This window comes from Aeromicrobium sp. (genome assembly GCF_036675695.1).
Taxonomy (GTDB): domain Bacteria; phylum Actinomycetota; class Actinomycetes; order Propionibacteriales; family Nocardioidaceae; genus Aeromicrobium.
Window position 1 is genome coordinate 1 of the sequence record NZ_JAKFEL010000087.1, and the last position, 25,612, is coordinate 25,612.

The 25,612-nt window shown below is 64.9% G+C and carries 26 protein-coding genes; 4 read left to right on the forward strand and 22 right to left on the reverse strand.

The window, feature by feature from the left end:
- Positions 1-21: 21 nt before the first annotated feature.
- On the reverse strand, positions 22-1,170 hold the full coding sequence (locus tag V6M39_RS05725) for an ABC transporter ATP-binding protein (protein ID WP_332642785.1): 1,149 nt from the start codon (positions 1,168-1,170) through the stop codon (positions 22-24).
- Complete coding sequence (locus tag V6M39_RS05730; RefSeq protein WP_332642786.1) at positions 1,163-2,320, reverse strand: ABC transporter substrate-binding protein; 1,158 nt, start codon at positions 2,318-2,320, stop codon at positions 1,163-1,165. The genes V6M39_RS05725 and V6M39_RS05730 overlap by 8 nt, the downstream gene beginning before the upstream one ends.
- 131 nt (positions 2,321-2,451) lie before the next feature.
- Here V6M39_RS05730 and V6M39_RS05735 point away from each other — a divergent pair, with 131 nt between their 5' ends.
- Complete coding sequence (locus V6M39_RS05735) at positions 2,452-2,925, forward strand: Lrp/AsnC family transcriptional regulator (protein ID WP_332642787.1); 474 nt, start codon at positions 2,452-2,454, stop codon at positions 2,923-2,925.
- Here the strand turns inward: V6M39_RS05735 and V6M39_RS05740 are convergent.
- Positions 2,918-3,361 (reverse strand): AMP-binding protein, encoded by a 444-nt coding sequence (locus tag V6M39_RS05740; protein WP_332642788.1) that lies wholly within the window; start codon positions 3,359-3,361, stop codon positions 2,918-2,920. The two genes, V6M39_RS05735 and V6M39_RS05740, sit on opposite strands and share 8 nt — an antisense overlap.
- A complete protein-coding gene (locus tag V6M39_RS05745; RefSeq protein ID WP_332642789.1) occupies positions 3,361-4,080 on the reverse strand; it encodes an enoyl-CoA hydratase in 720 nt (239 codons plus the stop codon). Before V6M39_RS05745 ends, V6M39_RS05740 begins: the two co-directional genes overlap by 1 nt.
- A gap of 183 nt (positions 4,081-4,263) precedes the next feature.
- Between V6M39_RS05745 and V6M39_RS05750 the strand changes: the two genes are divergently transcribed.
- Entirely contained in the window at positions 4,264-5,937 is a 1,674-nt protein-coding gene (locus V6M39_RS05750) for a TIGR03767 family metallophosphoesterase (protein ID WP_332642790.1), read from the forward strand.
- A 25-nt stretch (positions 5,938-5,962) separates the two neighbouring features.
- On the opposite strand, the gene rlmN is transcribed toward V6M39_RS05750, so the two are convergent.
- The 10 genes from rlmN to rpsB form a co-directional block, all read right to left on the reverse strand.
- Positions 5,963-7,099: a 23S rRNA (adenine(2503)-C(2))-methyltransferase RlmN gene (rlmN, locus tag V6M39_RS05755; protein ID WP_442880696.1), complete on the reverse strand. Its 1,137-nt coding sequence runs from the start codon at positions 7,097-7,099 to the stop codon at positions 5,963-5,965.
- Between the two features lie 36 nt (positions 7,100-7,135).
- A complete protein-coding gene (locus V6M39_RS05760; protein ID WP_332642792.1) occupies positions 7,136-8,008 on the reverse strand; it encodes a transglutaminase family protein in 873 nt (290 codons plus the stop codon).
- Positions 8,005-10,458 carry a circularly permuted type 2 ATP-grasp protein gene (locus V6M39_RS05765; RefSeq protein ID WP_332642793.1) on the reverse strand — a complete coding sequence of 818 codons (2,454 nt, stop codon included), beginning with the start codon at positions 10,456-10,458 and terminating at the stop codon, positions 8,005-8,007. The genes V6M39_RS05760 and V6M39_RS05765 overlap by 4 nt, the downstream gene beginning before the upstream one ends.
- Before the next feature lie 84 nt (positions 10,459-10,542).
- On the reverse strand, positions 10,543-11,265 hold the full coding sequence (locus tag V6M39_RS05770; protein ID WP_332642794.1) for an SDR family NAD(P)-dependent oxidoreductase: 723 nt from the start codon (positions 11,263-11,265) through the stop codon (positions 10,543-10,545).
- On the reverse strand, positions 11,262-11,711 hold the full coding sequence (locus V6M39_RS05775) for a nuclear transport factor 2 family protein (RefSeq protein WP_332642795.1): 450 nt from the start codon (positions 11,709-11,711) through the stop codon (positions 11,262-11,264). The genes V6M39_RS05770 and V6M39_RS05775 overlap by 4 nt, the downstream gene beginning before the upstream one ends.
- Positions 11,712-11,724: 13 nt before the next feature.
- Complete coding sequence (locus V6M39_RS05780; RefSeq protein ID WP_332642796.1) at positions 11,725-12,582, reverse strand: phosphatidate cytidylyltransferase; 858 nt, start codon at positions 12,580-12,582, stop codon at positions 11,725-11,727.
- The gene (gene frr / locus V6M39_RS05785; protein ID WP_332642810.1) at positions 12,572-13,126 is read right to left on the reverse strand and encodes a ribosome recycling factor; all 555 of its coding nucleotides are present in this window, start codon (positions 13,124-13,126) and stop codon (positions 12,572-12,574) included. Before frr ends, V6M39_RS05780 begins: the two co-directional genes overlap by 11 nt.
- A gap of 37 nt (positions 13,127-13,163) precedes the next feature.
- A complete protein-coding gene (gene pyrH, locus V6M39_RS05790) occupies positions 13,164-13,913 on the reverse strand; it encodes a UMP kinase (protein WP_332642797.1) in 750 nt (249 codons plus the stop codon).
- A 35-nt stretch (positions 13,914-13,948) separates the two neighbouring features.
- Positions 13,949-14,764 carry a translation elongation factor Ts gene (gene tsf, locus V6M39_RS05795; RefSeq protein WP_332642798.1) on the reverse strand — a complete coding sequence of 272 codons (816 nt, stop codon included), beginning with the start codon at positions 14,762-14,764 and terminating at the stop codon, positions 13,949-13,951.
- Between the two features lie 35 nt (positions 14,765-14,799).
- The gene (gene rpsB / locus V6M39_RS05800; protein ID WP_332642799.1) at positions 14,800-15,867 is read right to left on the reverse strand and encodes a 30S ribosomal protein S2; all 1,068 of its coding nucleotides are present in this window, start codon (positions 15,865-15,867) and stop codon (positions 14,800-14,802) included.
- 299 nt (positions 15,868-16,166) lie between these two features.
- Here rpsB and V6M39_RS05805 point away from each other — a divergent pair, with 299 nt between their 5' ends.
- Positions 16,167-17,060, forward strand: coding sequence for a peptidoglycan DD-metalloendopeptidase family protein (locus tag V6M39_RS05805; RefSeq protein ID WP_332642800.1), 894 nt, complete (start codon positions 16,167-16,169; stop codon positions 17,058-17,060).
- Here the strand turns inward: V6M39_RS05805 and V6M39_RS05810 are convergent.
- Positions 17,057-17,986: a tyrosine recombinase XerC gene (locus V6M39_RS05810; RefSeq protein ID WP_332642801.1), complete on the reverse strand. Its 930-nt coding sequence runs from the start codon at positions 17,984-17,986 to the stop codon at positions 17,057-17,059. The genes V6M39_RS05805 and V6M39_RS05810 overlap by 4 nt on opposite strands.
- 101 nt (positions 17,987-18,087) lie before the next feature.
- Between V6M39_RS05810 and V6M39_RS05815 the strand changes: the two genes are divergently transcribed.
- The gene (locus V6M39_RS05815; protein WP_332642802.1) at positions 18,088-18,429 is read left to right on the forward strand and encodes a cupin domain-containing protein; all 342 of its coding nucleotides are present in this window, start codon (positions 18,088-18,090) and stop codon (positions 18,427-18,429) included.
- Positions 18,430-18,478: 49 nt separating this feature from the next.
- Here V6M39_RS05815 and V6M39_RS05820 read toward each other — a convergent pair whose 3' ends face one another.
- The 7 genes from V6M39_RS05820 to lepB all read right to left on the reverse strand — a co-directional run.
- The gene (locus tag V6M39_RS05820; protein ID WP_332642803.1) at positions 18,479-20,755 is read right to left on the reverse strand and encodes a putative bifunctional diguanylate cyclase/phosphodiesterase; all 2,277 of its coding nucleotides are present in this window, start codon (positions 20,753-20,755) and stop codon (positions 18,479-18,481) included.
- Positions 20,756-20,862: 107 nt separating this feature from the next.
- Entirely contained in the window at positions 20,863-21,996 is a 1,134-nt protein-coding gene (gene dprA, locus V6M39_RS05825; RefSeq protein ID WP_332642804.1) for a DNA-processing protein DprA, read from the reverse strand.
- Positions 21,993-23,573 carry a YifB family Mg chelatase-like AAA ATPase gene (locus tag V6M39_RS05830; protein WP_332642805.1) on the reverse strand — a complete coding sequence of 527 codons (1,581 nt, stop codon included), beginning with the start codon at positions 23,571-23,573 and terminating at the stop codon, positions 21,993-21,995. Before V6M39_RS05830 ends, dprA begins: the two co-directional genes overlap by 4 nt.
- The gene (locus V6M39_RS05835; RefSeq protein ID WP_332642806.1) at positions 23,573-23,935 is read right to left on the reverse strand and encodes a YraN family protein; all 363 of its coding nucleotides are present in this window, start codon (positions 23,933-23,935) and stop codon (positions 23,573-23,575) included. Before V6M39_RS05835 ends, V6M39_RS05830 begins: the two co-directional genes overlap by 1 nt.
- A gap of 87 nt (positions 23,936-24,022) precedes the next feature.
- Entirely contained in the window at positions 24,023-24,334 is a 312-nt protein-coding gene (locus V6M39_RS05840) for a DUF2469 domain-containing protein (RefSeq protein ID WP_309971011.1), read from the reverse strand.
- Positions 24,327-24,980: a ribonuclease HII gene (locus tag V6M39_RS05845; protein WP_332642807.1), complete on the reverse strand. Its 654-nt coding sequence runs from the start codon at positions 24,978-24,980 to the stop codon at positions 24,327-24,329. Before V6M39_RS05845 ends, V6M39_RS05840 begins: the two co-directional genes overlap by 8 nt.
- Positions 24,977-25,612 (reverse strand): signal peptidase I (lepB, locus tag V6M39_RS05850; protein ID WP_332642808.1); only part of this gene is annotated, 636 nt, incomplete at its 5' end. The genes V6M39_RS05845 and lepB, both read right to left, overlap by 4 nt.

Sequence of the window (25,612 nt, forward strand, 5' to 3'; positions counted from 1 at the left end):
CGTCATCGAGCGTCGCCGCCACTAGTCCTCCTCGATGCCGGCGTGCGCGTCCTGGCTCGCGTCGAGCAGGAAGGCGTACTCCGGCCGCCACGAGATGTCGACCTTGGTGCCGACGGACAGCATGCGGCGCGACCCGGTGTTCTGCTCGAACACCATGAGCTCCTGGCCCCACGGCATCTTGACCATGTATTGGGTGCTCACTCCGACGAAGCTGACATCCGTGATGAAGCCGCCCGTGATGACGTCGCCGGGTGCGTCGATCGGCTGGCCGGCCTCGGCGATCAGTACCTTCTCGGGCCGGATGCCAAGCCAGCCGCTGCCGGACTCCGCATGCGCCCGCTCGGCCGGGATCGAGGCCAGTGCGCCTTGCACACGTACCTTGACCTGGCCGCCCTCGCGACCTTGGATATCGGCGGCGATCAGGTTGGACTGGCCGAGGAAGTTCGCGACGAACGTCGTACGCGGGTTCTCGTAGAGGTCGCTGGGCGCACCCATCTGCTCGATCACGCCTTGGTTCATGACCGCGATGGTGTCGGCCATCGTCATGGCCTCTTCCTGATCGTGCGTCACATGGACGAATGTCAGACCCACCTCGGTCTGGATGCGCTTGAGCTCGATCTGCATACCGCGACGCAGCTTGAGGTCAAGGGCGCCGAGCGGCTCGTCGAGCAAGAGCACCTCGGGCTGGTTGATCAAGGCACGAGCGAGAGCCACTCTCTGCTGCTGCCCTCCCGACATCTGCGCCGGCTTCTTGTGGGCCTGAGATGTCAGCTCCACGAGCTCGAGCATCTCTGCGACCTGCTTCTTGACATCCTTGACGCCGCGGCGCTCGAGACCGAAGGAAACATTCTTGGAGATGTCGAGGTGCGGGAACAGGGCGTAGTTCTGGAACACCGTGTTGACCGGGCGCTTGTACGGCTTGTCGTACGTCACGTCCTTGTCGCCGAGGTGGATCGTGCCCGAGGTCGGCGTCTCGAGCCCGGCGACCATACGGAGCGTCGTCGTCTTGCCGCAGCCGGAAGGGCCCAGCAGGGCGAAGAACGATCCCTGCGGAACCTCGAGGTCAAGCGACTTCACCGCCGTGAAAGCGGCGAACTCCTTCGTGAGCTGTGAGAGTCGCAGCGAGCGCGAACCGGAGGGTGCCGGCGGGGTCTCTGCCGCGCTAACCACTGATCCCCTTGAAGTCACGGGAGTACTCGCGCTGCTTCTTCGCATTGAGCTCCATGAACGGGTGGGTCTGCGAGAGCGTCTTCTCGGTCGGGAAGATCAGCTCATTGTCGACGAGGCTCGGGTCGACCTTCTCCATGGCTTCCTTCGCGCCCTTGACGGGGCAGATGTACCAGACGAACGCCGCCAGCTTGGCCGCGACTTCGGGTTCGTAGTAGTAGTTGATCCACTCCTCGGCATTGCCCTTGTGGGTCGCCTTGTTGGGCACGAGCATGTTGTCGGCCCAGATCATCAGCCCTTCTTCGGCTGGGACGAACACCAGGTTCTCGTCCTCTGCCGCGGCGACGTCTCCTGACCACGCCTCGCACGCGACGACGTTGCCGGCGGTGAGGTCCTGGATGTACTCGTTGCCCGTGAACGCCCGGATCTGACCGTCACTCTTGGCCTTGGCGAGCTTGTCCAAGGCGTTCTGCCACTCGTCGTCGCTGAAGTCGGAGGGGTCTGCGCCCTCGGACAGCAGCATCAAGCCCATCGTGTCGTTCATCTCCTTCAGGAGCGAGATGCGGCCCTTGAGGTCGCTGCGGGTGAGCAGCTCGTCGAACGACCTCACCTCCTTGACCTTCGACTTGTTGTAGGCGATGCCGGTCAAGCCGCTCTGCCAGGGCGCGGAATACTCACGGTTCTTGTCCCAGCCGACGTTCGCGAGCCCGTCGATGATGTTGGCGTGCAGGTTGGGCACCTTGGCCGCATCGAGCTTCTGGATCCAGCCCGACTGGATCATCCGGGCCGCCATCCAGTCGGTCAGCATGAACATGTCGCGCTTGGTCGAAGTGCAGGCGCCCAGCTGGTTCTTGACCTTGGCGTAGAACTCGTCGTTGTCGTTGACGTCGGCGGTGTAGTCGACCTTGATGCCGGTCACCTTCTCGAACTCGGTGAGGGTCGAGGTGTAGCCATCGTCGTCCTCGTCGATGTACTCGGGCCAGTTCGAGACGATGAGCTTCTTCTCGCTCCCTGACAGGTCTTTCGAGATGCAATCGGCCGCGTCCTGCTTGCTGCCAGATGTGCCGCATCCGCCCAGCACGAGGGCGCTTGTGCTGAGCGCCGCAATTCCTCCGATGCCTCGCAACAGTGTTCGCCGGTCCACGTCAGTCATCTTCGATCCCTGTCTCTGTGAGGCACTCATAGTCGCAAGATCAACCGCTCAAGACAAGGGATTCCAGCGCTACAAATGCGTTGCGGACATGAATTCGTCACGTTTCGACTTTCGTGCGGCACAATGGCGGCATGAGTGACGCCAAGCTGACCATCAAGGCTCAACTGGACGACATATCCAAGCGGATCATCGAGCTGCTCCAGGGCGACGGTCGTCTGTCCTACTCCGCGATCGCGGAGCAGGTCGGACTGTCCGAGTCGGCCGCCCGGCATCGGGTGCAGAAGCTCATCGAGAGCGGTGTCATGCAGGTTGTGGCCGTCACGGACCCAATGCAGATGGGCTTTGCCCGTCAGGCCATGATCGGCATCAAGGTGTCAGGCGATGTCCGCAAGGTCGCCGCAGAGCTCGCGAAGATGGAGCAGCTCGACTACATCGTGATCACCACCGGCCGATTCGACATCCTGGCCGAACTCGTGGCCGAGAGCGACGACGAGCTGCTCGACATCGTGTCCGGGCAGATCAGCGCCGTCGACAACGTGCTCATGACCGAGACGTTCGTCTACTTGCAGCTCGAGAAGCAGACCTACGCCTGGGGTACTAGGTAGCCGTCCCGCCAGCGAGCAATGCGCTGAACAGGTCGTCGAACGCCTCTCGCATCAGCGCTTCATAACCTTCGGGGTCGTTGTGAGGAGCTGGTGCCGGTTCGGAACGACCTGCCCGCATCAGCAGATCCCACGCGACCTCGGTGTCGGGCGTGTGGAACGTCTCGCCCTCAAATCGATAAGCACCGCCAGCACCCGGCACGGCGCCGAGCCGCGCGCACGCGAGGACGGCGATCGCCAGGATTCGACCCCTCGGGATGTCGATCGCAACTTCAGTACCGCGCTCGACCCCCAGATGGCTGATAGCACCCGCAACACAGGCCGACTCGTGGGTGAGCTCGGCGTACGACAACGGTCCACGCTCGTCCTGGACGGCGGTGTCGTCAGCAAGCCCGGCTACGACGTGCTTGTCGAGCGCGCGAAACACGAGGCTGGTCATCAGCGACCCATGAACTTCGGCGGGCGCTTCTCGTCGCGTGCGGCGGCAGACTCTCGTACGTCCTCGCTGGCCCAGACAGCCGCGAAGCTGGCGTCGATCGCCGCATCATCGGCCGATGAGCTGTTCAGGATGAGCTTGTTGTGCGCGAGTGCGAGTGGTGCGAACTCGGCGATCTCATGTGCCCAGGCGATCGCATCGGCAAGCGTGCCAGCGCGATCTGCGAGGCCCACGGCGAGGGCGGACTCGACGTTGAGCGACTCTGCGCCGAGCATCAGGCGTCGTGCCGTACCTCCGCCAGCAAGAGCGGCCAGCGTACGGATCGTCCACGCATCGACCGCCATACCGTTGCGCGCGGTCGGAACGGCGAACTTCGAGGTCACGTCGGCGACCCTGAGATCACACGCCATCGCGAGCTGCGTGCCAGCACCAATCGCGGGCCCGTTCACCGCAGCGATGAGCGGAACCGGCACCTTGGTCAGGCGCGACAGCATCCCGTAGAGAGCCTCGAGAAATTCGTCGCCGTACACGCCGCCGAGGTCGGCACCAGCGCAGAACGCTGACCCCTGCCCCGTGATGACGATGACCCTTGCGCCGCCATCGACAGCCTGGTCGACGGCAGCGTGGATCTCACGGCACAGCTCGAGGTTGAGCGCATTGCGTCGCTCCTCGCGCTGCAGCTCGAGGATGACGACATCGCCATCTGTGGTCGCACTCAGCATGGTTCTCCTTGGTGCCTGAATCTGGGTCCCATCATCCTTGCGTGCCACACCCGCAACCCGTTCGGCGACCCGATGTGACCTGAGACTCATATAGCCGTCACTTCACTGACATTGAATCGTTACTTCACCATGGACCTGTCTCGTCGCAAACTGATTCAATCTGGCGTTGTCATCGGCGGGGCGATGGCCCTGACGGACTTGGCGCTCTCGCCGGCCGCGTGGGCTGTGGAGGGTCAGACCGCTCCCCCAGTCACGACTCTCGCTGGCACGCTCGTACGTGGCGCTCCAGGCCCCGGCGGCTACGCGCCGGTTGTCGAGGCGTCGAACGAGCCCCACACCGCGCGCACCGACCTCGGCGTACCCGCCAGCTCCACACCGATCTCCGGCCGCCAGTCGGTCACCGCATTCGCGCACCTGACCGACGTCCACATCGTTGACGCGCAGTCACCGATGCGCCTTGAGTACGTCGACCGCCTGGAGGACAAGTACTCCGGCGGCGAGCCGACCCTCAATCTGCTGCAGTCGAGCTACCGGCCGCAGGAAATGCTGACGCTGCAGACCGCCGATGCCATGGTCCAGGCCGTCAACAAGGCGAAGTACGGTCCGGTCAAGGGCGCCCCGCTGGCGTTCGCCATCCAGACCGGCGACAACTCCGACAACTGCCAGCTCAACGAGTTCCGCTGGAACATCGACATCCTCGACGGCAAGACCGTCACGCCAGACTCAGGCGACCTGACGAAGTACCAAGGCGTCGCCGACAATGTCGACTACGACGTCCACTACTGGCACCCGGATCCTGCTCCCGCCAACAAGCCCAACGACATCTACAAGACCCGGTTCGGGTTCCCGCAGGTCACCGGTCTGCTGAACGCCGCACGCGTTCCGTTCAAGGCCGAAGGCATCAAGATGCCGTGGTACTCCGTCTTCGGCAACCACGACGGGCTCGTACAAGGCAACTTCCCGCCCGCACTGCAGCTTGGCATCATCGCCACTGGACCGCTCAAGGCCACCGCACTTCCTCCCGGTCTGTCACAGGCGGACGTCATGGCCAGCCTCACAGCAGCCGATCCGAGCATCCTCGTTGCCGCAGCAGGTCTCGCCAGCGCCAGGCTCGTCAAGTACGACCCGAAGCGCAAGGTGCTCACGCGCAAGCAGGTCATCGCGGAGCACTTCAACACCAGCGCAACTCCCGGACCGGTTGGTCACGGCTTCACCGCGGAGAACAAGACCAAGGGCACGGCCTACTACACGTTCGACAAGGGTCTGTTCCGCGGAATAGTGCTCGACTCGGTCAACCCCAACGGCTACGCCGAAGGTTCGCTCGGCACGAAGCAGATGGCGTGGCTCAAGACAACGCTGGCCAACTCGAAGAACAAGTACGTGATGATCTTCAGCCACCACACGTCCGGGACGATGACCAACCCGCTCATCGCGACCGGCCTTGATCTTGAGCAGCGCGTGCTCGGCCCGGCAGTCGTCGAGCTCCTGCTCGCCAACCCCAACGTGATCGCCTGGGTCAACGGCCACACGCACCGCAACCAGGTGTGGGCTCACAAGGCCGCCACCGGTGGCACCGGGTTCTGGGAGATCAACACGGCATCGCACATCGACTTCCCGCAGCAGTCGCGACTGATTGAGCTGTTGGACAACCAGGACGGATCGCTCTCGATCTTCACCACGATGCTCGACCACGCTGGCACGGTCGGTCCGACTGGGCCGCTGACCTCGACGGTCGCCCTCGCCGGACTCGCCCGTGAGCTTGCCGCCAACGATCCCCAGGGTCGCGGCAGCAACGCGTCGGGAACCCCGCAGGACCGGAACGTCGAGTTGCTCGTCAAGAAGCCCGCGCTGATCTAGCCCGCTAGGGCTGCGCAGTCGCTAGCTATTCGGCGGCGGCGAGCTGGCCGCAGGCACCATCGATGTCACTGCCGCGGGTGTCACGGACCGTGGTCGGTATGCCCTTGGCGATGAGTCGACGTACGAACTCGCGCTCGTCCTCGGGACGCGATGCGGTCCACATCGAGCCCGGGGTCGGGTTGAGCGGGATCAGGTTGACGTGCACCCAGCCCCAGTCGCCGTACGACTGCAAGACGTCACCGAGCAGGTCGGCGCGCCAGCCCTGGTCGTTGATGTCCTTGATCATGGCGTACTCGATCGACACGCGACGCTTGGTCGTCTGCGCGTACTCCCACGCGGCTTCGACGGCCTCGTGGACCGACCAGCGGGTGTTGATCGGGACGAGCTCGTTGCGGAGCTCATCGTCGGGTGCATGGAGAGACAGTGCCAACGTGACGGGGATGCCCTCTGTGGCGAGCTGCTTCATGCGAGGCACCAGTCCAACGGTGCTGACGGTGATGTTGCGGGCCGACATACCGAGACCGTCAGGTGCCGGCGCGACCATGCGACGTACGGCTCCGATGACGGCCTTGTAGTTGGCCATCGGCTCGCCCATGCCCATGAACACGACGTTCGACAGGCGGCCCGGGCCACCGGCAACTTCGCCGCGGGACATCTTGCCCGCTGCATCCTGGACCTGGTCGACGATCTCCGCGCAGCTCATGTTGCGCTCGAGACCGCCCTGGCCGGTCGCGCAGAACGGGCACGCCATGCCGCAGCCTGCCTGGCTGGAGACACAGATCGTGGCGCGGTCGGTGTAGCGCATCAGCACCGACTCGACGAGCGCACCGTCGAACAGCTTCCAGAGCGACTTCACCGTGGTGCCCTTGTCAGCTTCCATCGTGCGAATCGGGTTGAGCAGTGTCGGCAAGAGCTCGGCGACGATACGGTCGCGGCTCGCGGCAGGCAGGTCGGTCATGTTGGCCGGGTCGCGCTCGAGGCGGCTGTAGTAGTGGTTGGCAACCTGCTTGACGCGGAACGCAGGTTCGCCGAGAGCTTCTGCGACTGCCGTGCGTTCTTCCGCCGTCAGGTCGGCGAGATGCCGTGGAGGCTTGATGCGACCGCGCTTCTGCTCGAAGACGAGCGGCAGCGGATTCGGATTGACGGAGGACACGTCCCCCATTCTCTCATTCAGGCGGCGTTCGCCCGAATCGTCGAGTCATACCGGGGCGACATCTACCTCGACGTTCAGCGAAGAGGTCTTGGCCTCGGTGAAGATGACGCCCTTGACCGGCGGCACGTCGGCATAGTCACGACCCCACGCCAGCGTCACGTACCTGTCGTTGGCCCACTGATCGTTCGTCGGGTCCACGGCGAGCCAACTGCCATCTGGCAGCCATACGGCCGCCCACGCATGAGTTGCATCAGCGCCAAACACTCGCTCCTTGCCCGGCGGAGGCTGGGTGGCGAGGTAGCCGCTGACGTAACGGGCTGCGAGACCGTGCGTGCGCAGGCCGGCGACCGTGAGGTGCGCGAAGTCCTGGCACACACCCGCGCGCTGCGCGAAGACATCATCGATCCGCGATGTCACGGTCGTGGCGGTCTTGTCGTAGCGAAAGTCGGTGTGGATGCGATGCATCAGGTCAGTGACGGCTTCGCCGATCGGGCGGCCGGGCAGCAGCGACTCGGCGCCGTACGCCTTCACCTCCGCAGTGTGATCAGCAAGAGTGGACGGCAGGGCGAAGTCCTGGGCGCGCCACGCGTCAGCGACGTCGTCACGCGCGGACGGGATCGCCTGCTCCCACGGCGTGGCCAGCGCGCGGTCGTCATACGTCGGCGCATCCACCTCGACCCTGCTGGTCGCGAGGATGTCGAGGTTCTTGTGGGCCGTCGTGACCTGGAAGTACGTGGCGGTGTTGCCGTAGAAGTCGAGGTCCTCCGTACGATCGATCGCCACCGGCTCGATGACGAGCTCACGCTCCAGCACCCGCTGCCACTGCAGCTCACGCGGCACCAGGTAGGCGATGCCGAGGCTGTCGCTGACGTCCTCGTCGTACGAGTACGTCGTGCGGTGCGAGACCTCGTATTTCATGAGACGCCTCCGAAGCCGAACGAACGCGGTGCCGGACCAACGGCGAAATGCAGCTCGCCGATAGCCTCGGCGACCCGCGAGAGCTGGCTGACGTAGCCGTCGAGGAACCGTTCAAGGTTGGGGCGACGCTCGCCCTCCACAGCGACGAGGGCCGCGATGTCAGCACGGGCCAGCTCGTGGGCAAGATCGTCGAGCAGCCGCTCCGGGCGAGTCGCGCCGGTCGAGCCCGGCATCGCGGCGAGATGCTCACGCAGCTCACTGATGCCGAACGCCAGCGAACGCGGGTTGTCAGCATCCATCAGGAGCAGATCGAGCACGCCGGCGAGGCGTACGTAACCGCGGTAGCGGCGGCGGTGGGTGACAGCGCTCTCGGCGATCGACAGCACGGCATTGTTGATCTCGCGGTCCACATCGATACCGCGACGCACGGTGGTGGTTGCGCGCAGCAAGTGGCTCAGCTGCAGTCCCCGCTCGACGACTCGTCCAGCACTGATCATCCGCCAGCCGGGATCGCGCATCATGTTGGCCGTCACCCCCTGCAGCGAGAGGATGCCTGTCAGCATCCGGCCGGCGCTCTCCGAGACCTGATGGCTGTAGTGATAGCTCGTCAGCGCAGCGGATGCCCGCTCCGTCGAGCTGAACGCGTGCCACACATCGGGCGAGAGCTGGTCACGAACGCTTTGTGCGGCTTCGCGAAGGGACCCGATCGATTGGGCAACAGATCCCGGACGCTCCTTGTCGAGCAGCAGCGAGCGGAAGTTGGCATCCAACCGGTCGCGTTCGAACGGCGAGCCGCTCAACCGGGTGATCGCGCTGAGCAGTACGGCGAGACTCGCACCACCGGCGGAGTTCGGACGGCTCGCGTTGTCCTCCGCGCTTGCGTGCGTCGCAATGACCAGTCGCAACATGTCCTCGGCCCGCTCGGCATACCGGCCGAACCAGAACATGTCCTCGAGCACGCGCGGCACCATCGCAGCTGTCGCGCGCCCTTGGGTGATCGGCAGAACCTCAGACAGGCCCTGGTCGGCGTCCTCGGGACGTTCCTTGAGTACCCATACGTCCTTGCTGGATGCCGCCGCGCCCTCGCCGATGACGTTGGCGAGCCCACCGATCAGCGGCCGGTACGTCGACCCGTAGCGCAGCGTGAACGTACGCAAGGTCAGCGCCTGCGGCCGTATGCCGCGCGAACCGTATGACGGTGCCTGCGACAGCGACAGCGACTCCTGCCCCACGTAGCGGTGCGGCTCGGCACGAATGAGCTCTCGCAACGCGTCAGGAGTCAGGTGACCAAGGTCGATCGGGTTGTCGATCGCCCTGATCACGAGATCCTCGATGTTGTCCTCGACGAACGACAGCGATCGGGGCAGACCGCACCAGTAGGTCTGCACCGAAGGGATGCGCAACGGCTCGTCGAGCAAGGTCTCGCACATCGCCGACATGAACGGGAGGAGGCCCGGGTTCTCGAGCACGCCTGCCCCGAGTCCGTTGACGACGCGCACCGTGCCACGGCGCACAGCCTCCGACAGTCCGGCGACGCCGAGTTGAGAGTTCTTGCGCAGCTCAAGCGCATCGCTCCACGCGGCATCGACTCGTCGCAAGATCACGTCGACCCGCTGAAGTCGGCCGAACACCCGCACCCACACGGACCCCTCGCGCATCACCAGGTCGCTGCCCTCGACGAGAGGGAAGCCGAGCATCGACGCAACGAACGCCTGGTCGTACGACGTCTCCGAGTGCGTTCCGGGCGACAGAACGACGACACGAGGGTCTGGATTGTCGTTGGGTGCGGCCTCCATCAGCGTCGTCCGGAGCGCCTGGAAGAACGGTGCCATCCGATGCATGCCGGCCTGGCGGTAGAGCTCGGGCATGACGCGGGAGATGACGCGCCGGTTCTCCATCGCGAAGCCGATGCCGGAGGGTGCCTGGGCGCGATCGGCGATGACCTGCCACTCCCCTGCCGCATTCCGGCCGAGGTCGGCGGCGGCGAGCAACAGCGGCCACGGATCGTGAGCCGATGCCCGCGCTGACACACGCAGGAATCCTGAGTGCCCGAACACGAGCGCTGGCGGAAGCACTCCGGACGAGAGGAGTCGCTGCGGGCCATACAGATCGACCAGGATGGCGTTGAGCAGTTCCGTACGCTGCGCCAGGCCGATCTCGAGCGGAGTCCATTCGGCGGCGTCGATGACGAGCGGGATCGGATCGAGCCGCCACGGGCCGGGTGACTGCTCCGGCGGGGTGTAGGTGACGCCGTCGTCAGCCAGCATCCGCTCGATGTCGCCGGTGACGCGTACGAGGTCAGATTCGGTGAGCTGGACCGCCGTCTCGGCGAGACCCTTCCACGCCGTGCGCAGGCTGCCGTCCGGCGCGACAACCTCGTCGTATCGGGTGGCGTCGCCGGTCAGCGTCGGCTGGGTCACCGCGGCGGAATAGTCCTTCAGCGCGGTCACCGGCGTCGCCTCAGGTCGTGGAGCACGGAATCACCTTTGCATGCCCATGTTTCGTACGTCAGCGACAGGCCCTGTTCGCAGGGATCAGCTCATGCCTGCGTCGAACGCCAGGACGGCGCCGGTGATCATTCGCGCCGAGGGCGAGGCGAGATAGACGATCGCGGAGCCGAGCTCCGTCGGGGTGATGGGCGGTCCGGGAAGCATCCCGAAGATCCGCTCCATCAGTCGAGGTTCGAGGTCAGGCGGGAAGGTGGCCGCCACTGCGTCCACCAATGGAGTGGCAACGGTTCCAGGACAGATTGCGTTGACTCGGACGTTGCTCGGCGTCAGCTCGAGGGCCAGCGACCGCGTCATCATGGTCAGACCACCCTTCGCCGCAGCATAGGCAACGGAGTACGGCTGAGGGGCATTGCCTGCAACGGAGGAGACGTTGACGATATTGCCGTTGCACGCCTTGAGGTGGGGCAAGGCGGCCTGCATCATCATGAACGGGCCCTTGAGATCGATGGCATGGACCCGATCCCACAAGTCTTCCTCGATCTCCTCGAACCTGCCGAACTGCACGATGCCAGCCACATTCGCGAGGACGTCGATCCGTCCATGCTGGGCGCACTGCTCGATGGCGGCATCGACCGATCCACGGTCGCTGACGTCGCACTCGACGTAGGTCACCCCGTCGGGCACAGTCGGCGCGATGTCGAGACCGAAGACGATCGCCCCTTCGTCACGGAACAGCTCAGCGGTTGCGTAGCCGATGCCAGAAGCTGCACCGGTGACAACGACGACGCGGGGGTTGGACTCGGTCATCCGATGACTCCTGGGGCTAGATGATGGGTGAGGTTGCCTGATCGGCCAATGCCAAATCTGCGCTCGACGAATCGCCACGTGCCGGTCGAACCAGTCTCGAACGTGTCGACGTACGAGCCAGTCACCACGGGCTGAAGCGGCAGGTCGGGGACTGCCTGGAAGACGACATAAGCAGAACGCGCACGAATGGCACCGCCGTCGATCTCCTCAAGCGTCGTGTTGACGACGACGTGTTGGGTGCCTGGGGTCCCGTCCTCGTGCACGGCGACGATCCCGCTGTAGAGGTTCGCCACCTCGTCCGCGCCGGTTGCGACGACCGTGCCGTCTTCGGTCATCAACACCGCATCGGCCATCAGCTGCCCGATACCGGCGAAGTCGCCCGCGTCGATCAAGCGGCAGTAGGTCCCAAGGAGGCCGCGAATGTGATCGCCGTCTGACAGTGGCATGGGAAGCAGACTGTCAGGACACGTCGACGAGCGTGTGCAGAATCAGCCACGCAATGGGAGCGACTGCGATCAGCGAATCGAGCCGATCCATCAAGCCACCGTGGCCCGGGAGCAGATCACCCATGTCCTTGATACCGAGATCACGCTTGATCAACGACTCCGACAGATCGCCGAGCGTTGCGAAGACGACACCGGCGACGCCGAGGATCGCGCCGACCCACCAGCGACCGTCCAGACCGTAGACAACCGTGCCGATACCGGCGGCGATGCCGACAATGAGTGAGCCGGCGAAGCCTTCCCAGGACTTCTTGGGGCTGATGGTCGGGGCCATCGGATGCTTGCCGAACAGGACTCCGGCGATGTAGCCGCCAGTGTCGGAGGCGATCGTGGCGACGATGAACGCGACAATGCGCCAAGGTCCGTCTTCCTCGATCAGCATCAGCAGGACGAACACGCCCATGAGGTAGAGGTACGACAGCGAGAAGATGCCAGCGCTGACATCGCGCACGAATCCGTCGACGCCCTCGGCAAGGCGCCATACGAGGGTGCCGATCACCGTGAGCGCCATGGCAACGGCCGCCGTCTCCATGCCGCCGTAGAAGGCGCCCACCAGCATGATGGTGCCGCCGGTGACGATCGGCAGGAACGGGATGTGGATGTCAGCCTTGGCGAACGCCCGGGCGAGCTCCCACAGGCCGATGCCCAGCGCGATCACGACGACCGCGACGAACACGTCCTTGACCAGGAACAGCGACGCGACAACCATCGCGCCAAGGCTGACGCCGACACCGATCGCGGCCGGGAGATTGCGACCAGCGCGACTCTGCTTCTCTGCCTCCGCCGGAGCTTGCTCCGACGACTCAGATGTCAAGGAGTTCTGCCTCTTTGTTCTTGAGCAGGTCGTCGATCGTGTCGACGTGCTTCTTGGTCAGACCGTCGAGGCGCTTCTCGGCGCCAGCGTTGTCGTCCTTGCTGATATCGGAGTCCTTCTCGGCCTTGTCGAGAGTCTGCTTGGCGTTGCGGCGAGCTCCGCGTACGGCGACCCGGCCCTCTTCGGCCTTGGTCTTGGCAAGCTTGATGTACTCCTTGCGGCGGTCCTCGGTCAGCTCCGGCAGCGTGACGCGCAGGACCTTGCCGTCGTCGCTCGGGTTGACGCCGAGGTCCGACTCGCGGATGGCCTTCTCGATCGCGGCCTTGGCACCGGCGTCGTACGGCTGGATGACGACCGTGCGGGGCTCCGGAACCTGGAAGCCGGCGAGCTGGTTGAGTGGCGTCTGCTGGCCGTAGTACTCGGCCGTGATCTGGGCGAACATCGCCGGGTGGGCGCGTCCAGTACGGATCGCGGCGAACTCCTCGCGGGTGTGCTCGACAGCCTTTTCCATCTTGCTGTCGGCGTCACGCAGGGTTTGGTCAATCACGATGTCTCCATCCGGTTCTGGTCGGTCCTTGCGCCTAGGCGGCGTGGACCAGCGTTCCGATCTTCTCACCACGAAGGACGCGGGCGATATTGCCCTCGCCGTCCATGCCGAAGACGATCATGGGGAGCTTGTTCTCCATGCACAGCGCGAACGCGGCCGCGTCGACGACCTTGAGCCCCATGCGCAGTGCGTCATCGAAGGTGATCTCGTCGTACTTCTTGGCGTCAGGGTTCGTACGCGGGTCGGCCGAGTAGACACCGTCGACACCGCTCTTGGACATCAGCACCGCGTCGGCACCGATCTCGAGCGCACGCTGCGCGGAGACCGTGTCGGTGGAGAAGTACGGCATACCGGCGCCAGCACCAAAGATCACGACGCGACCCTTCTCGAGGTGACGAATCGCCTTGCGCGGGATGTAGGGCTCGGCGACCTGGCCCATCGTGATGGCCGACTGAACGCGGGTCTCGATGCCGAGCTTCTCGCAGAAGTCCTGCAATGCCAAGCAGTTCATCACCGTGCCGAGCATGCCGATGTAGTCGGCGCGCGAACGGTCCATGCCCCGCTGACTGAGCTCGGCTCCACGGAAGAAGTTGCCGCCGCCAACCACGATGGCCACCTCGACACCCTCGGCAATTGCCTCGGCCACCTGGTGGGCGATGCCGTTGACGACGTCAGGATCGATACCGATCTTGCCGCCGCCAAAGGCCTCGCCGGACAGTTTCAGGAGCACACGATTGAATCGCTTGTCGGAGGCTGAATCGTTGACGAGCTGGGCGTTGTCCATTTCAGCCTCCAGGGTCGAGCGGTTGATCGTGTGGTTCAGGCGCCGATCTCGATGTGGGCGAAGCGCTTGATGGTCACGCCTGCCTCATCCAAGAGTGCCTTGACGGTCTTCTTGTTGTCCTGGACCGACGCCTGCTCGAGCAGGACATTGTCCTTGAAGAAGCCGTTGAGGCGACCCTCGGTGATCTTGGCGATCGCCTGCTCGGGCTTGCCCTCTTCACGCGACGTAGCCTCGGCGATCTCGCGCTCCTTGGCAACAACCTCAGCCGGAACGTCTTCGCGAGTCAGGTAGCGAGGACGCATCGCGGCGATCTGCATCGCAACGCCGCGGGCGACGTCGTGGCTGTCGCCGTCGAACTCGACGAGCACGCCGACTGCAGGCGGCAGGTCGCTGGCACGACGGTGCATGTACGAAACGACGCTGCCATCGGCGAAGCTCGCAACGCGACCGAGCTCGATCTTCTCGCCGATGACGATGGCGAGGTCGGCGACCGCTTCGGCAACGGTCTTGCCGCTGTCGAGAGTGGCGCTGGCGAACTCGGCAGCGTCGGCAGGCTTCGTCTTGTCGGCGAGGACTGCGAGGTCCTCGGCGAGGGTGATGAACTGCTCGTTCTTGGCGACGAAGTCGGTCTCGGAGTTGAGCTCGACGATTGCGCTGCCGAAGTTTGCAACGAGTCCGGAGGTTGCCTCACGCTCGGAGCGCTTGGCAGCCTTCGCGGCGCCCGAGATCCGCAGGACCTCGATCGCCTTCTCGAAGTCTCCGTCAGTCTCGGTGAGCGCCTTCTTGGCGTCCATCATTCCTGCGCCGGTGGCGTCGCGGAGCTTCTTGACCTCTTGGGCAGTGATTGCCATGTACGTGTTCTCGCTTTTCAGGGTGGAGTGGTCGCCTACTTGGCGGCGGCCTTCTTGGCGGGCGCCTTCTTGGCGGCGGGCTTCTCAGCGTCGTCAGCCTTGGCAGCAGCCTTCTTGGCCGGAGCCTTCTTGGCGGCGGGCTTCTCAGCGTCGTCAGCCTTGGCAGCAGCCTTCTTGGCCGGAGCCTTCTTGGCGGCAGGAGCCTCAGCGTCATCGGCCTTGGCAGCAGCCTTCTTGGCCGGAGCCTTTTTGGCGGCGGGCGCTTCAGCGTCGTCAGCCTTGGCAGCGTCGGCGGCGGGCGCCTCGGCGGCAGCTTCAGCGGCCTTCGACTCCAGGAGCTCGCGCTCCCAGTCAGCCAGGGGCTCCTCGGCGCCGAGCTCGGTGCCGGGGGCTTCTTCGCCGGTCTTGCTGCCACCGCGGGCGATGAGGCCCTCGGCAACGGCGTCGGCGATGACGCGGGTCAGGAGGCCAACGGAACGGATGGCGTCGTCGTTGCCCGGGATCGGGAAGTCGACGTCATCGGGATCGCAGTTGGTGTCGAGGATCGCGATGATCGGGATACCGAGTTTCTTGGCCTCGTCAACCGCGAGGTGCTCCTTCTTGGTGTCGACGATCCAGACAGCGGCCGGGGTGCGGCCCATGTCGCGGATGCCGCCGAGGGTGCGCGAAAGCTTCGCGTACTCACGGCTCATGTGAAGGAGTTCCTTCTTGGTGCGGTTGGAGCCTGCGACGTCGTCGAAGTCGATCTCCTCGAGCTCCTTCATACGCTGAAGGCGCTGGTGCATCGTCTGGAAGTTGGTGAGCATGCCGCCGAGCCAACGCTGGTTGACGTAAGGCATACCGACGCGCTTGGCCTGCTCCTCGATCGGCTCCTGCGCCTGGCGCTTGGTGCCGACGAACAGGATCGTGCCGCCACGGGCGACGGTGGTCTTGACGAACTCGTAGCCGGCGTCGATGTACGCGAGCGACTGCTGGAGGTCGATGATGTAGATGCCGTTGCGCTCGGTGAAGATGAATCGCTTCATCTTGGGGTTCCAACGACGGGTCTGGTGCCCGAAGTGAACGCCGCTCTCGAGCAGCTGGCGCATAGTGACTACTGCCATGATGATTCTCCTTGTGGCACGTGCGTGCCACATCCTGGTTGTCTTCACCGCCGGTTGGCGGTGACCTGGCGCCTGCTGCACGGCCCACTCCCCTAGGGGAGACCAGGACCGCGTCCGCATTCGGCTTTCGCGTCATACGGAGACAGGCGCGCGAATTTCACCTCTTGCGAAGTGATTGCGCCCAGTCTAGGGCACGGGTACGTTCCCCGCGAAATCCACAACTGCCCCTCCCCAGCCTGAATTCCCCAACTTGGATCACAAGGGCCGCCCCTCCGGACTGACCGGTCTTGGCTTGCGGGATGAATCGTCGCTCGTTCCTCATTGCCGTCCTTGTGCTGGCTTCGCTTGTTCCGGGTGGTGCTGCAGCCGCCGATGGCTCGGAGCCCTGGACCTGGCCGCTCCCAGGGCGCGACGTCAAAGAGGGATTCGACAAGCCGGCGAGCGCCTACGGTCCTGGTCATCGAGGCGTCGATCTGGCCGCTTCGGCCGGCGACACCGTACGTGCGGTCGCTGCCGGTCGAGTGGCATTCGTCGGACCCGTGGCTGGCACTCCAGTCGTGACCATTGAGCACGGGCGTGAACGGTCGACCTACCAACCAGTCTCTTCACGTCTCAAAGTCGGCGACGCCGTCTCGGCCGGACAGGCCATCGGTACGTTGCTCGGCTCGCCGAGTCATTGCGCCGGGCCGTGTTTGCATCTCGGCAGAGTTGTGGGCGAGGACTATCTCGATCCACTCGAGCTGCTCGCCGGCGGTCGATTCCGACTCATCGATCCTCACGGCAAGCCGCCTGCACCTCCTGCTGGGGGCAACGGCTCTCTCGATCGACCCGTTGGCGGTCCCATCACGTCTGCCTTCGGGATGCGAGTCCACCCCGTGACCGGTGTGCGGAAGCTTCATGACGGCACTGACTTCGGTGTCACCTGCGGCACACCGGTGCATGCGGCTGCCGCGGGCACCGTGGTGCGGCGCTCCCGCAGCGGCGCGTACGGGAAGCGGATCGTCGTCAGACATCGCCCGGGCCTCGAGACGTCCTACAACCACCTGAGCAGACAGTCAGTCTCGATCGGCGAACGAGTGGGCCGCCGTGAGGTCATCGGCCGGTCAGGCAACACCGGCTTGTCGACCGGGTGCCATCTGCACTTCATGGTCATCAAGAACGACCGCGCGGTGAACCCCTCAAAGTTCCTTTAGGCCCTTGGATGAGCGAGCTTGAACGCTGCTTTGAGGCGCTCGTTGCTGACGTGGGTGTAGATCTGGGTCGTACCCAGCGAGGCATGCCCGAGGATCTCCTGGACGCTGCGCAGGTCCGCGCCGCCTTCGAGCAAGTGCGTCGCCGCCGTGTGACGCAGACCGTGTGGCCCAAGGTCCGGCCCCCCCTCGACGGCGCCCAGCCGTTCGTGCACGATCCGTCGTACGGCGCGCGGATCGATGCGGCTCCCCCGCATACCCACGAACACCGCTGGATCGCCGGACGTCATCGCGGGACGACCGCTGCGCAGCCAGAGCTCCAACGCGTCCGCAGCTGGAGCGCCGTAGGGAACTGAACGCTCCTTGCGGCCCTTGCCGAACACCCGGACGACACGGCGGCCTCGATCGAGGTCGTCAACGTCGAGTCCCACGAGCTCACCAACACGGATGCCAGTCGCATAGAGCAGCTCGAGGATCGCCAGATCGCGCTGTCCACGCGGTCCCTCGTCGGCCAGCTCGGCGAGAGATGCATCGAGAACGGCACGCATCTCGGTCTGCGTCAGTGCATCCGGAAGCTCACGCCGAGCTTTTGGGCTGGCCAACAGTGCACCCGGATCTGCTGAGGCGCGTCCAGTTCGCACCAACCATGCGGTGAACACGCGAGCCGACGCAGCTCGTCGAGCCATCGTCGTGCGCGCTTTGCCGAGGGTCTGCAGATTGGCGAGCCAGCTTCGGAGCGTCCGAATCGTCATGCCGGACGGCTCGGTGACGCCGAGGCGCTCCGCGTGCACCGCCAGGGAGTGGAGGTCGGCGACATAGGCACGCACCGAGTGCGCTGACAGATCACGTTCAGACACCAGATGGCGCTCGTATTCGGCGAGGACGCGCGCCCACGCCTCGCCGAGCTCGTCTTGGGTCGACTCGGTCATTGACTCCAGTGTGCGCCGCGCCGCCAGTCAGCCGACGTCGGCGCGCCGCGAGCACGCTTCTGATGCCTTTACGTCGTCACCGATATGGGCTGAAATGACGTATGACTGACGATCCGACCACGACCAACCCCGATCTCTACACGGTGGTATTCGAGAACGACCGAGTGCGCGTACTCGAGTACCGCGACCAACCGGGTGACCGCACCACACCGCACAGCCATCCGGACAGCGTGATGGTCACTCTCTCCGCCTTCGATCGCCGCCTCAGCGTCGGAGACCAACAACGTGAAGTCTCTCTGACTGCCGGCCTCGCGACGTGGCTACCGGCTCAGACGCATTCAGGCGAGAACGTCGGCAAGACGGCCACGCACACGATCTTTGTCGAGCTCAAGGAGCTGGCTACGAGCATCCCGCAGAAGCCGACGCTGGGACCCGAGCTGTAGTCACGTTCAGCCGACGTCGGCGCGCCGCACCAGAACCCAGCGACCGCCTTCACATACTCGACCGCGGAACGTCGCGACCGGTGCCGGCCGGTCCCTCGACGACGTCGGCCGGCTGGGGATGTGAGAACAGGAACCCCTGCACCAGGTCGACCGACAGGCCACGCAGGGCCTCGAGCTGGTCCACGGTCTCGACTCCCTCAGCCACCACGACCAGGCCACAGCTGTGTGCGGCATTGACCATGAGCATCAGCAAGTCGCGCGATGCAGCCGTCGTGGCCGTGACGAACTCCCGGTCGATCTTGAGCACGTCGGCCGGGAGTCGCTGGAGCTGCGCGATGGATGTGTAGCCGGTGCCGAAGTCGTCAATGCTGATCAAGACGCCTATCTTCCTTAGCGCGACGAGATGGGTCGTAGCGGCCGGCACGTCGATGAGCACAGACTCGGTGATCTCGAGCACAAGGCGGTGAGCGGCCAGTCCAGAGCTGGCGAGCGCGCTGGTGACGTCGCTGACGATGCCGGCATCTGTGAGGTGCCTGCCCGAGATGTTGACTGCGACTGTCAGGTCCGCGTATCGGTCGGGCTCTTCGTCGGTCCACCGAGCGAGCTGGTGAGTTGCCTCCTGTAGTCCCCAACGGTCGATCTCGCAGATCAGGTCAGACTTTTCGGCCACCGGGATGAAGGTGTCGGGTTGCTGCGGACCAAGCCCCGGCCGATTCCATCGGATCAGTGCCTCGTACCCTTCGACGACACCGGAGTCGATTGCGACGACCGGCTGGTAGAACAGGGCGAACTCCCCGTTCGTGAGAGCTAGGCCAAGCGCAGTTTCGAGCGCACTTTGCTCGTTGAGCTCGCGGCGAAGCGCGTCACCGAACACATGCGATTGACCACGTCCGGCCGCCTTCGCGCAGTAGCACGCGACGTCGGCCTCGTGCAGCAGCTGCGTGGCGTTCGTCCCCGCATCCATGCTGTAGGCGATGCCGATGCTGGCCCCAACGGTGATGGTAACCCCGCCGACTGTGAACGGCCTGGCCAGAGACTCAACGATTCGGTCGGCCAGGTCGACTGCCTCAGTCTCGGAGCTCAGCAGCTCAAGCAGCACGACGAACTCGTCGCCGCCCAAACGACCAACCGTGTCGCCGCCGCGGACACACTCGCGCATCCGTCGCGCCGTCTCGCTCAGCACGATGTCGCCCACGCGATGCCCGAATTTGTCGTTCACGGCCTTGAACCGGTCGAGGTCGACGAACAGCAGCGCCGATTGCGTGCCTGCGCGCTGTCCACGATGCAGAGCGGCCTCGATCTGCGCGAGCACCGAGGCACGGTTGTCGAGTCCAGTGAGAGGGTCGTGCGCGACTTCGTGGGACAGCACGCCCTGCAGCTGGTCACGCTGCGAAGCCGTGGCGACGACCTCTCGGATCGCCAGACCCATCCGACCGACAACAAGCAGGAAGAGGGCTGTCGAGCAGACCACAACTGCCCAAGCGTCCCCTGGGTCGCCCAAGGCCAGCTGGGCTGCCAGCGTGAGGGGGGCGACCAGCACGGCAGCGGTCAAAGCGATGACGCGTCCGCGGCTGAGGGGCTGCGGCTCCTGCGCGTTCGGTTCACCCAATTGAGACATCGAGGGGTGCAGCGCCGCCGCACCCCAAAGGACATAAGAAGCAAGCCAAACGAGGTCCAGCCCCTCGTGGTAGCCACCACTCAGGTCGGTAGCGGCGAACAAGCTGTCTGCGACGATCTGGAGCACGACTGCTGCGGCGAGGAACCGAAACCCAACAGTTTGCACCCCAGCCGTGGTGATGAGACGCGCCAGCAGCGCCAACAGCAGAATGTCGCCGGCCGGGTAGGCAACGGCAACCAGCCGGTCAATCAACGGAGCGTCGGTTCCATTGATAAGCGCCTCGGCCACAAGAACCCACGACAGAAGGCCGAAACTGATCGTGACGATGACGCTGTCGATCAGCCCAGAAGGGTCCGGCCCTCGACGACGCAGACGAATCAGCACCGCCAACCCGGCGCCCAGAAGCGGGTAAGCAGCGAGATAGAGCGCGTCGGCAGGCGACGGGAACGGATCGACGTGGCTCACCGACTCGTACCAGCTGTAGAGCGCGTCCGCCAAGACCCACGCGAGCAGACCCCCGGCCATGAGCATCCACGGCAGTCTCCGGCTAGGGCGGCGCAGCCGGACCCCGATCATGATGGCTGCGACACACGAGGCCCCGACGACCACGTAGAACACGTCTTGCGGGATGCCTGAAGGCATTGCTGGATAGGCGATCAGCGCCAACACGCCCCCGCCCAGGTACAGCTGCCACCGCCGACTGGTCATGTGCCTCCTCGGTCAGCCCATCATGCGCCCTGGGAGGTTCGTCGTGTCCCCAACTCGCCACGTTGGGCAAGTACTGAATCGGCAAGTCATCGCCGAGGCCCCACCAGTCAGCCGACGTCGGCGCGCCGCGCGAGGATCCAGCCCACCCCAAAACGTACGACCAGGCCCCTCCGCTCGAGCAGGTCGAGCGAGGTCAGGACTTCGCGTGCTGTGAGACGCACCCCGGAGGCGATCTCCGTCAGCGAGCGTCCGCGACTCCAGTCCAGTCCGTCGAGAGTCCTACGGGCTGCCGGCGGTAGACGGTCGAACTCCGTGCGGGGACCGGCTTCCGGAGAGGACGACTCGGCTCCCAGACCTCGGAGTTCTTCGACGACATTCTTGCCGTTGGTCACGAGCACGGCCTTGCCCGAGCGGATGGCTTCGTGCGTGCCTGATGACTGGCGCGAGGTCACAGGTCCGGGAAGGGCCATCGTTGTGCGGCCGAGCTGGTCAGCCCAATTGAGCGTGTTGAGCGAACCGCTGCGCACCGCCGCTTCGATGACCACGGTGCCTTGACTCAAGGCGGCGATGATCCGGTTGCGCGACAAGAAACGACCCTTGAGCGGATGCGCCCCAGGCGTCTGCTCGCTCACCACCAGTCCAGTCTTTGCTATCTCTGCGATCAAGGCACCGTGTCCCGCCGGATAGTCGACGTCGGCGCCGCACGCGAGAACTGCGACGGTCGGCTTGTTCATCAGCAATGCGCCTCGGTGTGCGCAACCGTCGACTCCGAATGCCGCTCCGCTGACAATCCTGAAGCCTGCGGCCGTGCAGTCCGCCGCGAGCTCCGACGCTGATTCGGCTCCATAGGTCGTGCAGTCTCGAGCTCCCACGATCGCCACGCTCTCATTGCAGAGCTGCGCAAGACTGCCCGTGCCGCGTATCCACAGACCGATCGGAGCCCCGGCTGTGCCATGTAGCGGCTCGAGGTGATCGAGGTCCGACAACGAGGTGGGCCAAGCCGAATCGCCGGGGCACAGCCATCGCAGGTCGTTCGCTTTGGCTCTGGCCTTGACCTCGTCCAGCGCGGTCCGGATGCCCAACGCCCTTTCACGCCACACCGCTGGGACTCGCATGCCCGAGGCGCTCCGCGCTGCTGCCACGATGCGCCCGGGTTCGTGCTGCTCGAGCAGGTCGCGAAGTCGAGGGTCACCTGGCTCGGCGATCAAGCTCAGCGCAAGACGATCCTGCTTCTCCGTCATGAGGCCTGCACCAGGTCGCGCATCGCGCTGCCGAGCGGAGTCCCGCGCCTGAGCGACAACGCCGTGTCCACGTCATCGCCGGTCGGAACGTCGTGACCATGAAGGTCCGCCACGCTCCACGAGAGACGCAAGATGCGGTCGGCGGAGCGCGCGTTGAGCTTGTTGGTGCGCAGTTGCTGGTCGATCATCACCCGCCCTTCCTCGCTGACGGGCCACTGCTTGCGCAGCTCAACGCCTGGAACGGCGCTGTTGAGCGTCCATGGCGAGCCATTGAGACGGCGCTTCTGTCGCTCACGGGCTTCAACAACTTTGTCGGCGAGCTCGGCAGTCGAACGTGCACCTGACAGCGCTGTTGCGAGCTCGGGGCGAGCCAGTGCTGACAACGAGCGATGGATGTCGATGCGGTCCCGAATAGGTCCTGACAACCGATCCGCGTAGCGGCGACGACTCAGCGGCGAACACCGACACTGATCGCTCACCGAACTGGCCAATCCACACGGACATGGATTGGCCGCGAGCACGAGCTGAAACCGTGCGGGATAGGCAGCGGTGAGCGCGGCCCTGGAGACCACCACATGACCGCTCTCGAGCGGCTGGCGCAGCGCCTCGAGGACGTTGGAGGCGAACTCGGGCGCCTCATCCAGGAACAGGACGCCATTGTGGGCGAGTGACAGTGCGCCCGGTCGGATGACCTTGCTACCTCCACCCACGATCGATACGGCACTGGCGGTGTGGTGTGGGTCGAGGAACGGCGGTCGCTTGAGCAACGGTGCATCGCTGGGCAGCACTCCGGCAACCGAATGAACGGCACTGACCGCGAGGGATTGATCGTGCGTGAGATCAGGCAGCAGACCCGGCAGCCTCTGAGCAAGCATCGTCTTGCCGATGCCGGGCGGACCCGTCATGAGCATGTGGTGGCCGCCGGCCGCCGCGATCACCAACGCCATGCGAGCGTCCTCCTGACCGGCGATGTCAGCGAGGTCGAGATGCGCCAGACGCTCGGCTGACGTCCAGGACATACCCGGAATCTCGTCGAGTGGCGGCACCGGCGGGTCATCTGGTTCCTCGGCGCCCGTCAGCAAGGCCACTGCTTGACGCAATGAGCGCACGCCCACGACGGAGATCCCTCGGACGAGCTCGGCCTCCGGCACATTCACCTCGGGCACAAAGACGCGCTCGAAGCCTGCGTCGGCCGCCGCCAAGGTTGCCGGCAGCACTCCCCGTATCGCCCGTAGCCGACCATCGAGAGCCAGCTCTCCGAGGAAGGCTGCGCCAGCCAGTCGTTCGGCGGGCACCAGCGACTTCGCGGCAAACACGGCGAGGGCAATTGCGAGATCGTAGTGCGAACCAGTCTTGGGCAGCGTCGACGGCGCAAGGTTGATCGTCACGAGCTGATCGGGCCACGTCGTACCGGAGTTGGCCACAGCTGACCGACATCGGTCACGAGCCTCGCTGACCATCGTGTCGGCCAGTCCCACGAGAACTGTCCTCGGCAAGCCACCTCCAATGTGGACCTCGATCTCGATAGGCCGACCAGAGAGCCCATCGAGCGTGACTGAGTGCGTGGGTGCGCTCATCAGGCCACGCCAGCAATGCGCTCGACAACGGGTCCGCCCCGAGGTCGGAGGGCCACCGACACCACGTCGATGCGCACGCTCGGCGGCTCGATGTCGTGCACCTCGAGCCAGTGCATCGCAAGCCTGCGCAGCCGCGTGGCCTTGTGACCGGTCACGGCTTCGAACGGTCCGCCATAGTCGGCGCTGCCGCGGGTCTTGACCTCACAGATCACCAAGGTCGAGCCGTCGCGCGCGACGATGTCGATCTCACCGAACTTGCAGGTCCAGTTGCGGGCCAGGATGACCATGCCAAGCGCCCTGAGGTGCTCGGCGGCGACATTCTCTCCGAAGGTCCCGATGGCCTTGTTGCGCGCGTACGTCATGCTCCGAGCCTCGCCGGAGCGCGTCAGGACGAGTCTCGTGACAAGCTGCTCTGTGGACGACCGGTCAGAGAGGCGAAGCTGTGGAAATCAGTCTGCCGACGGAAGCTGGGTCTCTGACTCCTGCAGCTCCTCGACGTTGACGTCCTTGAACGTCAGCACCTTGACGGTCTTGGCGAAGCGAGCAGGGCGGTAGATGTCCCAAACCCAAGCGTCGCTCATGGTGACCTCGAAATAGGCGTCACCAGTCTCGGACCGGACCTTCACATCGACGGCATTGCAGAGATAGAAGCGGCGATCGGTCTCCACGACGTACTTGAAGATCGAGACGACATCGCGATATTCGCGATAGAGCGCGAGCTCCATCTCCGACTCATAGCGTTCGAGATCTTCGCTACTCACGTCCCGCTCCTTCCATCGCTGCTCGTACGTTGACGTATCGCCTACGGTGCTCTGGGCACGGGCCGTGCTCGTCGAGCTTCTCCTGGTGGAGCGACGTGCAGTAACCCTTGTGTGTGGCGAAATCGTATGCCGGATAGTCCTCGTGCAGCCGCACCATGATCCGGTCGCGTGTCACTTTGGCGATGATCGAAGCCGCTGCAATCGAAGCCGCCACCCGGTCGCCCTTCCACACGGCAAGTCCGGGAACGCCCAGACCGTCGACCGGGAAACCGTCGGTGAGCACGTAGCCGGGTCGAACGGCCAGCCGAGCCAGAGCGCGGCGCAGAGCCGAGATGTTGGCGACGTGCATACCCATCTGGTCGCAGTCAGCCGCCGGGATGATCACGACGGACACGTCAACGGCGCGCTTCATGATCAGGTCGAAGCACTTTTCGCGGCGCGCCTCGGTCAGCAGCTTGGAGTCGGCGATGCCCGGGATCGGGCGATCCAGGACGACGGCAGCGGCGACCAGAGGTCCGGCACAGGCGCCGCGACCGGCTTCATCGACGCCTGCCACGGGAGTCAGTCCCTGGCGAGCCAGAGCGCGCTCAAAGCCGTACAAGCCGGCATCGCGCCGGATCGTCGCACCTTTGGCGAACTGCGTCATTTGTCGTTGACGGCTTCGAACGACGAGGGCTTGTGAATGATGCCGGCGCGCTTCCACGGCCATACGCGCAGCCAGGCCTTGCCGACAACCGCCTGCTCGGCGATGAACCCGCCACCTGGATCTCCGAGGTGGGACCGGGAGTCGGCCGAGTTGCCGCGGTTGTCGCCCATGACCCACAAATAGCCGTCGGGAACCTTGACGTCGAACTTCTCGGTGCTTGCAGGGCCGGACTGGTCAAGAAGGTACGGCTCGTCGAGCGTTGTGCCGTTGACCGTGAGCTTGCCGGCCTCGGTGCAGCAGACGACCTCGTCGCCGCCAACGCCGATGACGCGCTTGATCAGGTGGCCGCCAGTCGGAAACAGGCCGACCGTCTCGAGCGCACGCTGGAGCGGGTTGGACGCGTGGCGAGATTCTTCTTCGCCAAGCCATCCGCCCGGATCGTCGAACACGACAATGTCGCCCCGAGTGGGCTCGCCTGCCCAGTAGGAGACCTTCTGAACCAGGAGCTTGTCGTCGACAAGCATCGTGGGCTCCATCGATTCCGATGGAATGTAGAAGGCCTGCAGGAAGAACGTCTTGACGATCACCGCCATCACCATCGCGGTGATGACCAGAAGGATCGACTCCTGCCA

What these genes read in the sequence shown, in the direction of transcription:
- V6M39_RS05730 (WP_332642786.1), bottom strand. Translation starts at nt 2,320, where the DNA reads ATGACTGACGTGGACCGGCGAACACTGTTGCGAGGCATCGGAGGAATT.
- V6M39_RS05735 (WP_332642787.1), top strand. Translation starts at nt 2,452, where the DNA reads ATGAGTGACGCCAAGCTGACCATCAAGGCTCAACTGGACGACATATCC.
- V6M39_RS05740 (WP_332642788.1), bottom strand. Translation starts at nt 3,361, where the DNA reads ATGACCAGCCTCGTGTTTCGCGCGCTCGACAAGCACGTCGTAGCCGGG.
- V6M39_RS05745 (WP_332642789.1), bottom strand. Translation starts at nt 4,080, where the DNA reads ATGCTGAGTGCGACCACAGATGGCGATGTCGTCATCCTCGAGCTGCAG.
- V6M39_RS05750 (WP_332642790.1), top strand. Translation starts at nt 4,264, where the DNA reads ATGGCCCTGACGGACTTGGCGCTCTCGCCGGCCGCGTGGGCTGTGGAG.
- rlmN (WP_442880696.1), bottom strand. Translation starts at nt 7,099, where the DNA reads ATGGGGGACGTGTCCTCCGTCAATCCGAATCCGCTGCCGCTCGTCTTC.
- V6M39_RS05760 (WP_332642792.1), bottom strand. Translation starts at nt 8,008, where the DNA reads ATGAAATACGAGGTCTCGCACCGCACGACGTACTCGTACGACGAGGAC.
- V6M39_RS05770 (WP_332642794.1), bottom strand. Translation starts at nt 11,265, where the DNA reads ATGACCGAGTCCAACCCCCGCGTCGTCGTTGTCACCGGTGCAGCTTCT.
- V6M39_RS05775 (WP_332642795.1), bottom strand. Translation starts at nt 11,711, where the DNA reads ATGCCACTGTCAGACGGCGATCACATTCGCGGCCTCCTTGGGACCTAC.
- pyrH (WP_332642797.1), bottom strand. Translation starts at nt 13,913, where the DNA reads ATGGACAACGCCCAGCTCGTCAACGATTCAGCCTCCGACAAGCGATTC.
- tsf (WP_332642798.1), bottom strand. Translation starts at nt 14,764, where the DNA reads ATGGCAATCACTGCCCAAGAGGTCAAGAAGCTCCGCGACGCCACCGGC.
- rpsB (WP_332642799.1), bottom strand. Translation starts at nt 15,867, where the DNA reads ATGGCAGTAGTCACTATGCGCCAGCTGCTCGAGAGCGGCGTTCACTTC.
- V6M39_RS05805 (WP_332642800.1), top strand. Translation starts at nt 16,167, where the DNA reads ATGAATCGTCGCTCGTTCCTCATTGCCGTCCTTGTGCTGGCTTCGCTT.
- V6M39_RS05810 (WP_332642801.1), bottom strand. Translation starts at nt 17,986, where the DNA reads ATGACCGAGTCGACCCAAGACGAGCTCGGCGAGGCGTGGGCGCGCGTC.
- V6M39_RS05815 (WP_332642802.1), top strand. Translation starts at nt 18,088, where the DNA reads ATGACTGACGATCCGACCACGACCAACCCCGATCTCTACACGGTGGTA.
- V6M39_RS05820 (WP_332642803.1), bottom strand. Translation starts at nt 20,755, where the DNA reads ATGACCAGTCGGCGGTGGCAGCTGTACCTGGGCGGGGGCGTGTTGGCG.
- dprA (WP_332642804.1), bottom strand. Translation starts at nt 21,996, where the DNA reads ATGACGGAGAAGCAGGATCGTCTTGCGCTGAGCTTGATCGCCGAGCCA.
- V6M39_RS05830 (WP_332642805.1), bottom strand. Translation starts at nt 23,573, where the DNA reads ATGAGCGCACCCACGCACTCAGTCACGCTCGATGGGCTCTCTGGTCGG.
- V6M39_RS05835 (WP_332642806.1), bottom strand. Translation starts at nt 23,935, where the DNA reads ATGACGTACGCGCGCAACAAGGCCATCGGGACCTTCGGAGAGAATGTC.
- V6M39_RS05845 (WP_332642807.1), bottom strand. Translation starts at nt 24,980, where the DNA reads ATGACGCAGTTCGCCAAAGGTGCGACGATCCGGCGCGATGCCGGCTTG.